Below are 15,154 nucleotides of genomic sequence, written 5' to 3'. Positions count from 1 at the left end.
TGCACCGCTCTCTGGCTTGTCGTCTGTCTCTGTCTTGTCTGCTCGTTCGGCGACGGCCGTCGCGGCGGCCGGTCACCGTCCCCGAGCCTATCGCGCCGGGACTCGCGCCCTGTACCGCATGACCGGCGGGCCCCGCGGGAGTTGTGGCGACGAGATTGTACGGAGAGCTTTCAAGCCAGTACTCTGCGTGTTTCATGCGACGCTCTCAGCGCCCCTCTCCGCCCCCCGACGACTCCGGCTCCCCCTCCGCCGGCCAGGACGGTCCCGTGCGCACACCCCGGGGGAACCTCCCGGCGGAGCTGAACAGATTCGTGGGACGCGAGGACGAGCTGGCCGAACTCGCCCGGCTGCTGGAGGAGTCCCGCCTGGTGACCGTCGTCGGGGTGGGCGGCGTGGGCAAGACCCGACTGGTGACCAGAGCCGCCGCGCTTTTGGAGAAACGGTACTGCGACGGGGTGTGGCTGGTGGAGCTGTCCGCCGTCCACGACGCCGGGCTGCTCGAACACGCCCTGGTGGACGCCCTGGGCCTCACCGACCACACCACCAGACCGCCCCGCGCCGCGCTCGTCGAGCACTGCGCCAGGCACCGTCTGCTCCTGGTGATCGACGGCTTCGAGCATCTCGTCGACGCCTGCGCCGAGTTGGTACGCGATCTGCTGCGCCGGGCCCCCCGGCTGCGGGTCCTGGCGGCCGGCCGGCTGCCGCTGGAACTCGACGGCGAGGCCACCTACCCGCTGGCGACCATGACGGACAACGACGCGCTCCGGCTCTTCGCCGAGCGGGCCGCGGCGGTACGCCCGGACTTCCGGCTGACCGACCGCACCCGGGGACCGGCCGGGGAGCTGTGCCGTCGGCTGGACGGGATCCCGCTCGCTCTGGAGCTGGCGGCGGGCCGGCTGCGCGCCCTGTCGACCGAGCAGGTGCTGCAACGGCTCGACGACCGCTTCCGGCTGCTGACCGGCGGCAGCCGCAGCGCGCTGGCGCGGCACCAGACGCTCCGTACCGCCATCGGCTGGAGCCATGAGCTGTGCGCCCCGGAGCAGCGGCTGCTGTGGGCCCGGCTCTCGGTCTTCGCCGGGCAGTTCGACCTGGAGGCGGTCGAGTACATCTGCAGCGGCCCCGAACTGCCAGCCGACTCGCTGCTCGACGTGCTCTCCGGGCTGCTCGCCCAGTCCGTCGTCCTGCGCGAGGACTCCGCGGTGGGCACCCGCTACCGGATGCTGGACACCGTGCGCGAGTACGGCGCCGAGTGGCTGACGGCCACCGGCGACACCGACCGGCTGCGGCGGCGGCACCGGGACTGGTTCCTGGGGCTGGCGACCTGGTGCGAGCTCGACTGGTTCAGCCCCCGCCAGGCCGAGGTGGCGGCCCGGGTGGAGAGCGAACTGCCCAATCTGCGACGGGCCATGGAGTGTTCGCTGGAGAGCCCGGAGGAGGCGCACCTCGCGCAGTACCTGGCGGGCACGCTCTGGTTCCTGTGGGTCGGCTGCGGGCGGCTCTCGGAGGGCCGGCACTGGCTGGACCATGTGCTGGAGGAGGAGACCGCGCACGACACCTCGCGGCTCAAGGCCCTGTGGGTGCTCGGCTATGTCGCGGTGCTCCAGGGCGACCCGGTGGGCGCGATCTCGGCGCTGACCGAGTGCCGGGACGAGGCGGAGCGGGCGGGCGATGCCACGGCGGCGGCCTACGCGGTGCACCGCACGGGCTGCCTGGCGCTGGTCACCGACGACATGGAGCGCGCCCAGGACCTGCTGCACGACGCGCTGGGCCGTTACCGGGAGCTCGGCGAGCTGAACAGCAACGTGCTGATGGCCCAGGTGGAGCTGGCGATGGCGATCGGCTTCCGGGGCGATCTGGACCGGGCCGTCGTCATCTGCGAAGAGGTACGGGACATCTGCGAGGACCACGGCGAGCGGTGGGCCCTGAGCTACGCGCTCTACGTCCTGGCCTTCGCCACCCTGCAACGGGGCCGTCCCCAGCGGGCCCGGGAGCTGCTCGGGGAGTCGCTGGCCATCACCCACGCCTTCCACGACCTGCTCGGCACCGTCCTCGCGCTGGAGCTGCTGGCCCTGGTGACGGTGGTCGAGGGCGACGCGGACGAGGCGGCGCTGCTCCAGGGGGCGGCCGACCGGATCTGGCCGTCGGTGGGGCTGCCGCTGTTCGGTTCCGCGCACTACGGGGCGCCGAGGGCCCGGTGCGCGGAGCTGGCCCGCCATGAGCTGGGCGAGGCGCGGTACGCGGCGGGACTGCGCGCGGGCCGGGAGCTGGGAGCGGACGCGGTGGTCGCCAGGGCGCTCACGGGACGGCCCGGCGGGCGGCGGGGCGGGGCGGAGGGCGGGGCCGAGGACCGGCCCGGGTCCGTGCCGGCGCCGGGGAGAACGCGAAAGCCCGCCGCCTCCCCGACATCGGGAAGGGGCGGGCCTGAGCGCCGGTGAAGAGCGGCTACGCCTGGATCAGCGGGCGTAGTACTCGACGACGAGCTGCTCGTCGCAGATCACGGGGATTTCCTTGCGGTTCGGGTCCCGGTCCAGGCGGAAGGCCAGGGCCTTCAGGTTCACCTGCAGGTAGCGCGGGGTCTCACCGTCGGTGTCGTAACCACCCTCGCGGGCCACCTGGAAGGGGTACTTCTCGCGGCTGCGCTCGCGGACCATGACGATGTCGTCCGGACGGACACGGAACGACGGCTTGTCGACCTTGCCACCGTTGACCTCGATGTGGCCGTGGACGACCATCTGGCGGGCCTGGTAGATCGTCTTGGCGATACCGGAACGCAGGACCAGCGCGTCGAGGCGGCGCTCGAGCTCGACGACCAGCGCCTCGCCCGTCTTGCCCTCGGCCTTCTTGGCGCGGTCGTAGGCGCGCGCCATCTGGCGCTCGCTGATGTCGTACTGCGCGCGCAGACGCTGCTTCTCGAGCAGACGGACCTTGTAGTCCGAGTTCTGCTTGCGCCCACGGCCGTGCTCGCCCGGCGGGTAGGGGCGGGCCTCGAAGTACTTGACAGCCTTCGGCGTCAGCGCGATGCCGAGCGCGCGGCTCTTCTTGACCTTGGGACGCGACTGATTAGGCACGTTCTCCAGACCTCCGTTGTAGGTTAGGTTAGGCTCACCTTACTCAAGGAGATCGCATGTCTCGCCCTGGGAACACCACACACGTCACGGACAGCACTGACAGCGTCGACGCACTTGAGGGCGTCGATACGACGGAGGACCGATCAGATCGTGGTCAGCCGCGTCCCAGCGGGCTTGAAAACACACGGATGCCGTCAGCAGCCGAGCGCACACGAACTCTCGTACAGAGTACCTGCTCGGCGGTACTGCTCATCCCCGGGCTCGAAAGCGCGGGCTCGGACCAGCTCACACCGCTCTCCCGCAGCGTCGGTCCGGACGGGGACCTGTTCCTCGAGTTCCCCGCCGCGTCCCCGGCCGTGCGGGCCGCGACACACGCCCAGGACGACGACCTGTCGGCCGTGCTGGAGATCACGGACGTCGCCCCCGTCGCCGTACCCCACCGTATCCGCGGCCGCGCCCGCGTGAGCGGCTGGCTGACCTGCGTGCCCGGCATGGCGGGCCCCGGCCGGACGCTGCTGCGGCTGGAGACGGGCGAGGCGTACGTCGACGACCTGTGGGGCGTGGAGGGCGTGGACGCGGAGGACTTCCGGGACGCGCTGCCCGACCCGCTCGTCGACCACGAGGCGGAGCTGCTCCAGCATCTGCACGCGGCCCACGGCGAGCAGCTGGACACGCTGTGCGGACTGCTCGGCGAGCGGGCCGCCCGGGTCTGCGCCGCGCAGCGCCCGGCCGTGGTGCCCGTGGCGCTGGACCGGCTCGGGCTGCGGGTGCGCTTCTGCGAGCCGGAGGGCGGCTCCTGCTTCGACGCGCGCTTCGAGTTCCCCGAGCCCGTGCGCGATGTCGTCGAGCTGAGCTACGCCATGCACAGGCTCTTCGAGGCGGCCGCGCACTGAGGGCCGGACCGCCCTAGGACGTCTCCGCCGTGTCCGTCGTGCCCTTGGCGTCCTCGGGGCCCGTCCGGCCGAGCCGCTCCCTGACCCGGTCCGCCACGTCCGCGTAGCGCGCCTCCGCGCCGTAGCGGGTGGGCCGGTAGTACCGCTTGTCGCGGACGGCGTCCGGGGCGTACTGCTGGGCGGCGATGCCGCCGGGCACATCGTGCGGGTAGACGTAGCCCTGGGCGTGGCCCAGCTTGGCCGCGCCCTTGTAGTGGCCGTCGCGCAGATGGGCCGGGACCGGGCCGGCCAGCCCCTTGCGCACATCGTCCTGGGCGGCGGAGATCGCCAGCGTCGCCGCGTTCGACTTGGGTGCCAGCGCCAGGGCGATCGTGGCATGGCTGAGGGTGAGCGCCGCCTCCGGGAAGCCGATCATCGCGACGGCCTGGGCCGCCGCGACCGCGGTGGGCAGCGCCGTGGGGTCCGCAAGGCCGATGTCCTCGCTGGCCGAGATCATCAGCCGCCGGGCGATGAACCGGGGGTCCTCCCCCGCCTCGATCATCCGGGCCAGGTAGTGCAGTGCGGCGTCCACGTCGGAGCCGCGGATCGACTTGATCAGCGCGCTCGCCACGTCGTAGTGCTGGTCGCCGTCCCGGTCGTACTTCACGGCCGCCCGGTCGACGGTCTCCTCCAGCGTCAGGAGGGTGATCTCCTCCTCGTGCTTGGAGAGCGCGGCGCCCGCCGCGGCCTCCAGCGCCGTCAGCGCCCGGCGGGCGTCACCGCCGGCGATGCGCAGCAGATGCTCCTCGGCGTCCTCGGGCAGGCTCACCGCGCCGCCGAGGCCGCGCTCGTCGGTCAGCGCCCGGCGCAGCAGTCCGCGCAGGTCGTCGTCGGTGAGCGATTCCAGCGTCAGCAGCAGGGAGCGCGAGAGCAGCGGGGAGATGATCGAGAAGTAGGGGTTCTCGGTGGTCGCGGCGATGAGCGTCACCCAGCGGTTCTCCACGGCCGGCAGCAGCGAGTCCTGCTGGGCCTTGGAGAAGCGGTGGATCTCGTCCAGGAAGAGGACGGTCTCCTTGCCGTAGCCGCCGGTGGCGCGGCGGGCGCCCTCGATCACGGCCCGCACTTCCTTGACGCCCGCGGTGATCGCGGAGAGCTCGACGAAGCGCTTGTTGGTGGCCTTGCTGACCACGTACGCCAGAGTCGTCTTCCCGATGCCGGGCGGGCCCCAGAGGATCACCGAGGAGGGGCCGGCCGGTCCCCCGCTCCCCTCGCCGACGAGGCGGCGCAGCGGCGAGCCCGGCTTGAGCAGATGCTGCTGGCCGACGACCTCGTCGAGGGTACGCGGACGCATCCGGACAGCGAGGGGGCTGCTGGACGGGTCCTTCTCCTGGCGGTCTTCGGCTGCTGCGGTAAAGAGGTCGGGCTCCACGTTTCGAAGCCTATGTCACCGCACTGACATCGCCGCCGGGCCGGTGGCCGGAGCTGCGGCGAAGGCGCCGGTCAGCTGGTCCAGAAGTCCCACCAGCGGGTCAGGATCAGCATGCCGATGATCCCGATCCACAGCACCGGGGGCACCCAGTGGAACTCGGTGAGGCCGTTGCGCAGCCAGTTCGGCGCCGGGATGATCCGGTGCTTGATGTTGTGCGTGGTGATGTAGCAGAACATGAAGATCGTGGCGACCCAGGCCAGGCAGCACCACAGGCAGAGCGAGCCGATGCTGTAGAGCGACTGGTACTGCAGCCAGGTGCAGAAACCGACGCCGAACAGCGTGCCGGCGTTCATGCCGAGCCAGTACCAGTCGCGGAAGCGGGCCCCGGCGAGCAGGGCCAGCCCGATGCCGATGATCACGGGGTAAGTGGCGAGCCCCAGCATCGGGTTGGGGAAGCCGAAGGCGGACGCCTGCTCGCTCTTCATGATGTTGCCGCAGGCCACCACCGGGTTCAGGCTGCAGCCCGGGACGAAGCCGGGGTCCTCCAGCAGCTTGAACTTGTCGATCGTGATGACCCATGCGGCGAGGAGTCCGGCAGCGCCCGTGATCATCAGCAGCAGTGCCAGCGCGCGACTGCCGCCGGTGGTCCGCTTCCCGCCGTCCTCGTCCTGGTCGAAGGAGGGATGGTCAACCGCTGCAGTCGTCATATCGCCGTTCCGTCAGTGAGTGGCCTGCTGGGGCACGGTCATTGTGCCGCAACCTTCCACCGCGCTTCCGTTCGATGCGCATAAAAACGCGCCTCCGGAAGGGAGGCGCGGGGCTGTGGCCGCTGTGACGAGGGGGCCGATCGCTCCGTGCGGCGTCAGTGGGACCGCCCGGCCGAAACCGCCCGGCCGGATGAATCGGCGTGCACCGGATTGACGCCCGCGACCTGTGCGCACCGGTCGCGGGCGGGCGTCAAGGCCCGCCCGCGACCCGGGTGTTCACACCAGGCGCGTCCGCACCGTCTCGGCCACCTCGGACAGGGGTACGGGCGACTGCTCGCCGGACTCCATGTCCTTGAGCTGGACGAGCCCCTCGGCCAGATCGCGTTCGCCGGCCACGATCGTGAACCGGGCGCCCGAGCGGTTGGCGCTCTTCATCGCGCCCTTGAGCCCGCGGCCCCCGAACGCGAAGTCCGCGGCCACCCCCTCACGGCGCAGCTGTGTGACGACGCCGAACAGGACCCGGCGCGCCTCCTCGCCGAGCGGGACGGCGAAGACGCTGGTGGTGGAGGGGAGTTCGAGCTCGATGCCCTCCGCCTCCAGGGCGAGCACGGTGCGGTCCACGCCGAGGGCCCAGCCGACCGACGGGAGCGCCGGGCCGCCGATCATCTCGGAGAGGCCGTCGTAGCGGCCGCCGCCGCCCACCGCCGACTGGGAGCCGAGTCCGTCGTGGACGAACTCGAAGGTGGTGCGGGTGTAGTAGTCGAGACCGCGGACGAGCTTCTCGTCGTCCTCGTAGACGACCCCCGCCTCGTTGAGCAGGTCCCGGACCTCCTCGTGGTACGCCTTGCAGGCGTCGCACAGGTAGTCGCGCAGCACCGGGGCTCCGGTGAGCTGCCGCTGGACCTCGGGGCGCTTGTCGTCGAGGACCCGCAGCGGGTTGATCTCGATGCGGCGGCGGGTCTCCTCGTCCAGGTCCAGCTCGCGCAGGAAGCCCTGGAGCGCGTCGCGGTAGACGGGGCGGCACTCCTTGTCGCCCAGCGAGTTCAGCAGGATGCGGAACTCGCGCAGGCCCAGGGCACGGTACGCCTGGTCGGCCAGGATGATCAGCTCGGCGTCCAGGACCGGGTCCTCGGCGCCGATCGCCTCGGCACCGACCTGCGAGAAGTGGCGGTAGCGGCCCTTCTGCGGGCGCTCGTAGCGGTAGTACGAGCCGGAGTACCAGAGCTTGACCGGGAGGTTGCCGAGCTTGTGGAGGTTGGCCTCCAGGGCGGCGCGCAGGACGGACGCGGTGCCCTCGGGGCGCAGCGCCAGCTCGGAGCCGCCCTTGGTGGTGAGGGTGTACATCTCCTTGGTCACGATGTCGGTGGACTCACCGACACCGCGGGAGAACAGGGCGACGTCCTCGAAGCCGGGCGTCTCGATGTATCCGTAACCGGAGTTCTTCAGCGGAGCGGAGATCGCCTCGCGCACCGCGAGGTACTTCGCGGAGTCGGGCGGGGTCAGGTCGTACGTGCCCTTGGGGGCCTTGAAGGTGCTCACGATGTCGCTCTCGTCACATTCCTCGTCGGGGCGCGGCCATACCGCTCAGATACGGGTTGGTGGCGCGCTCGCGGCCGATGGTCGTCTGGGGGCCGTGGCCGGACAGCACCACGGTCGAGTCGTCGAGCGGCAGGCACACACGGGCCAGCGACTCGAGGAGCTCGGCGTGGTCGCCGCCGGGCAGGTCGGTGCGTCCGACGGAGCCGGCGAAGAGCAGGTCGCCCGAGAAGAGGACCTGCGGGACATCCGCGGCCTCGGGCATCCTGAACGTCACCGACCCCTTGGTATGGCCGGGCGCATGCGAGACGCCGAACTCCATGCCCGCCAGCAGCAGCCGGGCGCCGTCGCTCAGCTCCTTGACGTCGTCCGGCTCCCCCACCGTCAGCTCGCCCATGAGCGGCATCCCGATGGAGCGGCCGAGTGCCTTCTCCGGGTCGCTCATCATGTACCGGTCCTCGGGGTGGATCCAGGCGGGGACGTCGTGCGCGCCGCACACCGGGACGACCGAGGCGACGTGGTCGATGTGCCCGTGGGTGAGGACGACGGCGACGGGCTTCAGCCGATGCTTCTTCAGCGCTTCCTCGACCCCTGCGGTGGCCTGGTGGCCCGGGTCGATGATCACGCACTCCTCGCCTGCGGCGGGGGCGACCAGGTAACAGTTGGTCCCCCAGGCCCCGGCGGGGAACCCGGCAATCAGCACGATCGTCCTTAATGGTCGTCCGACGAGAGGGCGGCTGCGAGGTCGCAGCAGTTCAGAGCCTACCGGCGCTCCTCATTCCACAGCTAACCCATATACGGTACGGGGCAACCCAGGCCCGATCACACGACGTACAAGGAGATCACCCGGTGGTCAGCAGCGATCAGCGGCGGCGGCAGCTCGCCAGGGAGAAATTCGAGCGGCAGCAGCAGCGCCGGGAGGAGGCCCGGCGCCGGAACCGGCGGCTGACGATCGTCATCGCCTCGGCCGTGGCCGTGGTGGCGGTCATCGGTGGTGCCACGTACTTCGCCACCAGCGGCGACGACGGCAAGAAGAGCGACAAGGCCGACGCGGCGGCGAGCCAGAGCCCGTCCGCCGAGCCGTCGCCCTCGGCGAGCGAGAAGAGCGCGCCCGAGCCCGCGATGAAGATCGACAAGAAGTCGAAGTACACCATGTCGCTCAAGACCAGCCAGGGCGACATAGCGTTCACGATGGACGCGTCGAAGACCCCGCACACGACGAACTCCTTCAAGTCGCTGGCCGACAAGAAGTTCTTCGACGGCACGAAGTGCCACCGGCTGACCACGGACGGCATCTTCGTCCTGCAGTGCGGCGACCCCAAGGGCGACGGCACGGGCGGTCCCGGTTACACGATCCCCGACGAGAACCTGACGGCCCTGGGCAAGGCGGGCGCCGACGGCACGGTGACCTACCCGGCCGGCACGGTGGCGATGGCCAACACCGGCCAGGCCCACACCGGTGGCAGCCAGTTCTTCCTGGTCTACAAGGACAGCAAACTGCCGCCCAGCTACACGCCGTTCGGCACGATGGACAAGGACTCGCTGAAGGCCGTCGAGGCCATCGGCAAGGCGGGGGTGACCGGCGGCGGTGCCGACGGGGCCCCCAAGAAGGCCGTGAACATCTCGAAGGCTGCCGTCGACAAGGCGTGAGCCCCGGTGGGCCCGGCACGATCCGTGCGGCGGACACGCGGCGCGGCCGGATAATTTCGGCCGCGCTGAGTGCGGACAGCCGGGCGGCCCGTCGCCTAGATTGGCGTTGTGCAGGGCGGGCGCTGCCCGCCCCAGGAAACTGTGGACGATGCCAGGGGGGCGAACCCTCTCGCGGGCATCAGGTGGAGGAGGCGCTGTGAGCAGCGACCCGTGGGGCCGAGTCGATGAGACAGGCACCGTGTACGTGCGTACAGCCGACGGCGAGCAGGTCGTCGGATCGTGGCAGGCCGGTTCACCGGAGGAGGCCCTGGCCTACTTCGAGCGCAAGTACGAGGGCATTGTGGTCGAGATCGGCCTCCTCGAACGGCGGGTGAAGACCACCGATCTGTCCGCGAAGGACGCGACGACCGCCATCGAGCATCTGCGCGGACAGGTCGACGAGCACCACGCCGTCGGCGATCTGGACGCGCTGCGCAAGCGGCTGGACGCGCTGGTGGCGACGGTCGAGTCGCGGCGCGAGGAGCGCAAGGCCCAGAAGGCGAAGCAGACCGACGAGGCGAAGCACGCCAAGGAGGCTCTGGTCGCCGAGGCCGAGGAGCTGGCGCAGAGCGAGCAGTGGCGCTCCGCGGGCGAGCGGCTGCGGGCCCTCGTGGACACCTGGAAGGGCCTGCCGAGGCTCGACCGCAAGTCCGACGACGAGCTGTGGCACCGCTTCTCGCACGCCCGCTCGGCGTTCTCCAAGCGCCGCAAGGCGCACTTCGCCTCGCTGGACGCCCAGCGCGAGGAGGCCCGCAAGGCCAAGGAGAAGCTGGTCGTCGAGGCCGAGTCGCTCTCCGGGTCCACGGACTGGGGCACGACGGCCGCCCGCTACCGCGACCTGATGACGGAGTGGAAGGCCGCGGGCCGCGCCCAGCGCGAGGCCGAGGACGATCTGTGGAACCGTTTCCGCGGGGCCCAGGACGTCTTCTTCGCCGCGCGCAGCGAGGTCTTCGCGGAGCGTGACGCGGAGCAGGGCGAGAACCTCAAGCTCAAGGAGGAGCTCGCCACCGAGGCCGAGAAGCTGGTGCCGGTGAAGGACCTGAAGGCGGCCCGTGCCGCGTTCCGGGCCCTCAACGAGCGCTGGGAGGCCATCGGACATGTCCCGCGTGACGCCCGCCCGAAGGTCGAGGGGCGGATGCAGGCCGTGGAGCGGGCGCTCCAGGAGGCCGAGGAGTCCGAGTGGCGCCGCACCAACCCGGAGGCGCGTGCGCGTGCCGCAGGTCTGACGGGGCAGCTCCAGGCGGCCGTGGACAAGCTGCGTACGCAGATCGACACGGCCCGCGCCTCGGGCAACAACGCCCGTGCGGACAAGCTGGCCCGTGAGCTGGAGGGCCGGCAGGCGCTCCTGGACCAGGCGCTCAAGGGCCTGGAGGAGTTCGGCGGCTGACGCCGTCGTCCGGTACGACGAGGAGGGCCCCGGTACGCATCGCGTACCGGGGCCCTCCTCGTCGTCGTTACGGCCGGCGGGCCGAGGTCACCCGGTAGACGTCGTAGACGCCCTCCACGCCCCGTACGGCCTTCAGGACGTGCCCGAGGTGCTTGGGGTCACCCATCTCGAAGGTGAAGCGCGAGGTGGCCACCCGGTCGCGGGAGGTCTGCACGGCGGCGGACAGGATGTTGACGTGCTGGTCCGACAGGACCCGTGTGACGTCCGACAGGAGCCGCGAGCGGTCCAGCGCCTCGACCTGGATGGCGACCAGGAAGACGGAGGACTGGGTGGGCGCCCATTCGACCTCCAGGATCCGTTCGGGCTGCTGGGAGAGGGAGTCGACGTTGACGCAGTCGGCCCGGTGCACGGAGACGCCGCTGCCCCGGGTGACGAAGCCGATGATCGGGTCGCCGGGCACGGGTGTACAACAGCGCGCCAGCTTGACCCAGACGTCCTCGACGCCCTTGACGACGACACCGGGGTCGGTGTTGGCGCGGCGCTTGTTGCGGCTGCGGGAGGGCGGGGTGCTCTCCTCGATGTCCTCGTTGGCCGCGTCCTCGCCGCCGAGCGCCTGCACCAGCTTCTGCACCACGCCCGCCGCCGCGACATGGCCTTCGCCGATCGCCGCGTACAGGGACGAGATGTCGGGGTAGCGCATCTCGTGGGCGAGGGTGACCAGCGAGTCGCCGGTCAGGATCCGCTGGATCGGCAGGTTCTGCTTGCGCATGGCCCGCGCGATGGCGTCCTTGCCCTGCTCGATCGCCTCGTCGCGGCGCTCCTTGGAGAACCAGGCGCGGATCTTGTTGCGCGCCCGGGGCGACTTGACGAAGCCGAGCCAGTCGCGGGAGGGGCCCGCGCCGGCCGCCTTGGAGGTGAAGACCTCCACCAGGTCGCCGTTGTCGAGGGTCGATTCGAGCGGCACGAGCCGCCCGTTGACCCGCGCCCCTATGGTGCGGTGGCCGACCTCCGTATGGACGGCGTAGGCGAAGTCGACGGGGGTGGCGCCGGCCGGCAGCGCTATCACGTCGCCCTTGGGCGTGAAGACGAAGACCTCGTTGCGCGAGAGGTCGAAGCGCAGCGACTCCAGGAACTCGCTGGGGTCCTCCGTCTCCTTCTGCCAGTCCAGGAGCTGGCGCAGCCAGGCCATGTCGTTGACGGTGTCCTGGCCCCGGCCGGTGTTCTTGGGGATGTCCGTGCGCACCTTGGAGGCGCCGGCGACGGCCTCCTGCTTGTACTTCCAGTGCGCGGCGATGCCGTACTCGGCGCGGCGGTGCATGTCGAACGTACGGATCTGGAGCTCGACGGGCTTGCCGCTGGGGCCGATCACCGTGGTGTGCAGCGACTGGTACATGTTGAACTTGGGCATCGCGATGTAGTCCTTGAACCGGCCGGGGACCGGGTTCCATCGCGCGTGGACGGTGCCGAGCGCCGCGTAGCAGTCCCGGACGGTGTCGACGAGGACGCGGATGCCCACCAGGTCGTAGATCTCGGCGAAGTCGCGGCCCCGCACGATCATCTTCTGGTAGACGCTGTAGTAGTGCTTCGGCCGGCCGGTGACGGTGGCCTTGATGCGGGCGGCGCGCAGGTCGGACTGGACCTCGTCGGTCACTATGGCGAGGTATTCGTCGCGCTTGGGGGCCCGCTCGGCGACGAGGCGGACGATCTCGTCGTACATCTTCGGGTAGAGGATCGCGAAGGCGAGGTCCTCCAGCTCCCACTTGATGGTGTTCATGCCCAGGCGGTGGGCGAGCGGGGCGTAGATCTCCAGCGTCTCGCGGGCCTTCTTCTCCTGCTTCTCCCGCTTGAGGTAGCGCATGGTGCGCATGTTGTGCAGCCGGTCGGCGAGCTTGATGACCAGGACGCGCGGGTCCTTGGCCATGGCGACGACCATCTTGCGCACGGTCTCGGCCTGGGCGGCCTCGCCGAACTTGACCTTGTCCAGCTTGGTGACGCCGTCGACGAGCAGCGCGACCTGGTCGCCGAAGTCGCGGCGCAGGGTGTCCAGGCCGTACTCGGTGTCCTCGACGGTGTCGTGCAGCAGACCCGCCATCAGAGTGGCCGGATCCATGCCCAGCTCGGCGAGGATCGTCGTCACGGCGAGCGGGTGCGTGATGTACGGGTCGCCGCTCTTGCGCTTCTGCCCCCGGTGCCAGCGCTCGGCGACCTGGTAGGCGCGCTCGATCTGGCGGAGCGTGGAGGTCTCGATCTTGGTGTCGTTGCTGCGGACGATCCGCAGCAGCGGTTCGAGCACGGGGTTGTACGGGCTGGAGCGCTGCACCCCGAGCCGGGCCAGCCTGGCCCGGACTCGGTTGGAAGAGCCGCCGCCCGTGCGGGCCGCCGGGCCTGCGGGCGCCGTCGCGCCCGTGGCGGGCTTCGCAGGCGGCTTCGGCGTGGTCGGGGCCGGGGCGGCGGGGGTGGCCGGCTGCGCGGGGGCGGCGGGCGCGGGGCCGTTCGCCTCGGCGGGCGCCGGGCCCGCGCCGGGCTCGGGGGCCGGGGGCTTCGGCTTCTCCGCGGGCTGCTGCTTCGCGGGCGTGGCGGGGGCCGCCGCGGGCTTGTCGGGCTGCGGGGCGGCGACTGGCTGGGCCTCGTCTGGCAAGAGCGCTCCTCGTGCGGATCCGGACACCCGGAAAGGCCATCGTATCGACCCGGCGGCCCGTCCTCCCCCGGGGACCGTGAGAGCCCTGACAACGCCGACGGGCACCCGGTTGTTCCCGGGTGCCCGCGACGGTGGTGCGACTGCTTCTCGGACCGTGGTCTCAGACCGTGATCAGGGCCTCCAGCGGAGCGCCCCGGAGGCTCTGCTCCAGCGCGGCCCGCCCGGCCAGGAAGCCGAGCTCCATCAGCACGGCGACCCCGGCGACCTCGGCGCCGGCCCGCCGGATGAGCTCCAGCGAGGCGCCGGCGGTGCCGCCGGTGGCCAGGACGTCGTCGATGACCATGATCCGGTCGTCGGCCGACAGGTCCTCCGCGTGGATCTCGATCTCCGCGGTGCCGTACTCCAGCTCGTACGCCTGGCTGAGCGTGGCTCCCGGCAGCTTCCCGGCCTTGCGGACGGGGACGAAGCCGAGGCCTGCCCGGACGGCGACCGGCGCGGCCAGGATGAAGCCGCGGGCCTCCAGTCCGACGATCTTCGTGGCGCCGTGCCGTACGCACAGCTCCGCGAGGGCGTCGGTCAGGGCCGTGAACGCCACCGGGTCCGCCAGCAGCGGGGTGATGTCCTTGAACATCACGCCCGGCTTCGGGTAGTCCGCGACATCGCGGATCCGGCTGAGCAGGAGGTCCCTGGTGTTCTCGGTGGTGCTGGTCATCGACGCTTCCCGGGGGTCCGTCCGTGGCCCCTGGGGGGCTGCTGGCGCTGGCCGACGACCGCACCGGCGGGTGCAGCGTCCCGGTCGCGCGGGCCGCGCTGCTCGGCCTCCTCGGCCTGCTCCGCCTCGTTGGCCTCGCCCCTGGCGGCGGCGGCCGCGCGCTTGGCGAGGACCCGCTTCTTCAGGGCCTTCATCTGCGGGTCGCGCTCCTTGAGGTCGGCGACCAGCGGGGTGGCGATGAAGATCGAGGAGTACGCACCGGCCGCGAGGCCGACGAACAGGGCCAGCGAGATGTCGTTCAGCATGCCGGCGCCGAGGACGCCGCCACCGATGAACAGCAGACCCGCGACCGGCAGCAGGGCGACGACCGTGGTGTTGATCGACCGGACCAGCGTGCCGTTGATGGAGCGGTTGGCGATCTCGCTGTACGTCCACCGGGTCTGCTTGGTGATCCCCTTCGTGCCCTCCTTGAGGCTGTCGAAGACGACGACCGTGTCGTAGAGGGAGTAACCGAGGATCGTCAGCAGACCGATCACGGTGCCCGGGGTGACCTCGAAGCCGACCAGGGCGTAGATGCCGACCGTGATGGTGATGTCGTGGATCAGCGCGACCAGGGCCGCGATCGCCATCCGCCACTCGAAGGCGATGGCCAGGTAGATGACCACCAGGACCATGAAGACGCCGAGGCCGGTCCAGGCCTTGTTGGCGATCTGCTCACCCCAGCTGGGGCCGACCAGGTCGGCGGCGATCTTCTCGGACGGGACGCTCAGGTCCTTGGAGAGCTGGGTCTTGATCTCGTCCGACTTCGCGGTGTCGACCTCGGTGATCTGGATGCGCAGACCGCCGTTGCCGAGCTTCTGGACGATGGCCTGGTGCCCGGAGGCCTCCGTGGCCACGTCCTCCGCGTCGGAGACGGACACGCTCGTCTTCGGGGTGGTGAAGACGGCGCCGCCCTTGAACTCGATGCCCATGTTCAGGCCGCTGACCGCCAGGCCGACGATGGCCGTGATGGTGATCAGGATCGAGATGCCGTACCAGATCTTGCGCTTGCCGATGAAGTCGTAGCCGACCTCGCCGCGGTAGAGACGGGCGCCGAGATTGCCGAGTCGCGACATC

Annotated in this window: 12 protein-coding genes; 4 read left to right on the top strand and 8 right to left on the bottom strand. The window is 70.9% G+C overall.

The window, feature by feature from the left end; translation table 11 throughout:
- Nucleotides 1–194 precede the first annotated feature (194 nt).
- Nucleotides 195–2,435: an ATP-binding protein gene (locus RLT58_RS30015; RefSeq protein ID WP_311313491.1), complete on the top strand. Its 2,241-nt coding sequence runs from the start codon at nucleotides 195–197 to the stop codon at nucleotides 2,433–2,435.
- Between the two features lie 18 nt (nucleotides 2,436–2,453).
- Here the strand turns inward: RLT58_RS30015 and rpsD are convergent, their stop codons facing one another.
- A complete protein-coding gene (rpsD, locus tag RLT58_RS30010; RefSeq protein WP_136327444.1) occupies nucleotides 2,454–3,068 on the bottom strand; it encodes a 30S ribosomal protein S4 in 615 nt (204 codons plus the stop codon).
- A gap of 188 nt (nucleotides 3,069–3,256) precedes the next feature.
- On the opposite strand from rpsD, the gene RLT58_RS30005 reads away from it, so the two are divergent.
- Complete coding sequence (locus tag RLT58_RS30005) at nucleotides 3,257–3,961, top strand: DUF2470 domain-containing protein (protein ID WP_311313490.1); 705 nt, start codon at nucleotides 3,257–3,259, stop codon at nucleotides 3,959–3,961.
- Between the two features lie 13 nt (nucleotides 3,962–3,974).
- Here the strand turns inward: RLT58_RS30005 and RLT58_RS30000 are convergent, their stop codons facing one another.
- The 4 genes from RLT58_RS30000 to RLT58_RS29985 form a co-directional block, all read right to left on the bottom strand.
- A complete protein-coding gene (locus RLT58_RS30000; protein ID WP_311313489.1) occupies nucleotides 3,975–5,369 on the bottom strand; it encodes a replication-associated recombination protein A in 1,395 nt (464 codons plus the stop codon).
- A gap of 71 nt (nucleotides 5,370–5,440) precedes the next feature.
- Nucleotides 5,441–6,076 (bottom strand): vitamin K epoxide reductase family protein, encoded by a 636-nt coding sequence (locus tag RLT58_RS29995; RefSeq protein ID WP_311313488.1) that lies wholly within the window; start codon nucleotides 6,074–6,076, stop codon nucleotides 5,441–5,443.
- A 276-nt stretch (nucleotides 6,077–6,352) separates the two neighbouring features.
- Nucleotides 6,353–7,615 carry a histidine--tRNA ligase gene (gene hisS / locus RLT58_RS29990; RefSeq protein WP_311313487.1) on the bottom strand — a complete coding sequence of 421 codons (1,263 nt, stop codon included), beginning with the start codon at nucleotides 7,613–7,615 and terminating at the stop codon, nucleotides 6,353–6,355.
- A gap of 13 nt (nucleotides 7,616–7,628) precedes the next feature.
- Nucleotides 7,629–8,315 (bottom strand): MBL fold metallo-hydrolase, encoded by a 687-nt coding sequence (locus RLT58_RS29985; RefSeq protein ID WP_311313486.1) that lies wholly within the window; start codon nucleotides 8,313–8,315, stop codon nucleotides 7,629–7,631.
- 146 nt (nucleotides 8,316–8,461) lie between these two features.
- Here RLT58_RS29985 and RLT58_RS29980 point away from each other — a divergent pair, with 146 nt between their 5' ends.
- Together RLT58_RS29980 and RLT58_RS29975 are read left to right on the top strand one after the other, a co-directional pair.
- Nucleotides 8,462–9,262, top strand: a complete 801-nt coding sequence (locus tag RLT58_RS29980; protein WP_311313485.1) for a peptidylprolyl isomerase — start codon at nucleotides 8,462–8,464, stop codon at nucleotides 9,260–9,262.
- A gap of 196 nt (nucleotides 9,263–9,458) precedes the next feature.
- Complete coding sequence (locus RLT58_RS29975; protein ID WP_311313484.1) at nucleotides 9,459–10,688, top strand: DUF349 domain-containing protein; 1,230 nt, start codon at nucleotides 9,459–9,461, stop codon at nucleotides 10,686–10,688.
- A 67-nt stretch (nucleotides 10,689–10,755) separates the two neighbouring features.
- Here RLT58_RS29975 and RLT58_RS29970 read toward each other — a convergent pair whose 3' ends face one another.
- The 3 genes from RLT58_RS29970 to secF form a co-directional block, all read right to left on the bottom strand.
- Nucleotides 10,756–13,326: a RelA/SpoT family protein gene (locus tag RLT58_RS29970; RefSeq protein WP_311313483.1), complete on the bottom strand. Its 2,571-nt coding sequence runs from the start codon at nucleotides 13,324–13,326 to the stop codon at nucleotides 10,756–10,758.
- A 160-nt stretch (nucleotides 13,327–13,486) separates the two neighbouring features.
- A complete protein-coding gene (locus tag RLT58_RS29965) occupies nucleotides 13,487–14,038 on the bottom strand; it encodes an adenine phosphoribosyltransferase (RefSeq protein ID WP_311313482.1) in 552 nt (183 codons plus the stop codon).
- Nucleotides 14,035–15,153, bottom strand: a complete 1,119-nt coding sequence (gene secF, locus RLT58_RS29960) for a protein translocase subunit SecF (protein ID WP_311313481.1) — start codon at nucleotides 15,151–15,153, stop codon at nucleotides 14,035–14,037. The genes RLT58_RS29965 and secF overlap by 4 nt, the downstream gene beginning before the upstream one ends.
- Nucleotide 15,154 lies beyond the last annotated feature (1 nt).

Origin of the sequence: Streptomyces sp. ITFR-16 (genome assembly GCF_031844705.1) — a bacterium.
Classification (GTDB): Bacteria; Actinomycetota; Actinomycetes; order Streptomycetales; family Streptomycetaceae; genus Streptomyces.
This window is presented reverse-complemented; position numbering and strand designations above follow the sequence as displayed.

Excerpts from the sequence above, each read along its gene's own strand:
- RLT58_RS30015 (WP_311313491.1), top strand. The coding sequence starts at position 195 with ATGCGACGCTCTCAGCGCCCCTCTCCGCCCCCCGACGACTCCGGCTCC.
- RLT58_RS30005 (WP_311313490.1), top strand. The coding sequence starts at position 3,257 with ATGCCGTCAGCAGCCGAGCGCACACGAACTCTCGTACAGAGTACCTGC.
- RLT58_RS29995 (WP_311313488.1), bottom strand. The coding sequence starts at position 6,076 with ATGACGACTGCAGCGGTTGACCATCCCTCCTTCGACCAGGACGAGGAC.
- RLT58_RS29965 (WP_311313482.1), bottom strand. The coding sequence starts at position 14,038 with ATGACCAGCACCACCGAGAACACCAGGGACCTCCTGCTCAGCCGGATC.
- secF (WP_311313481.1), bottom strand. The coding sequence starts at position 15,153 with ATGTCGCGACTCGGCAATCTCGGCGCCCGTCTCTACCGCGGCGAGGTC.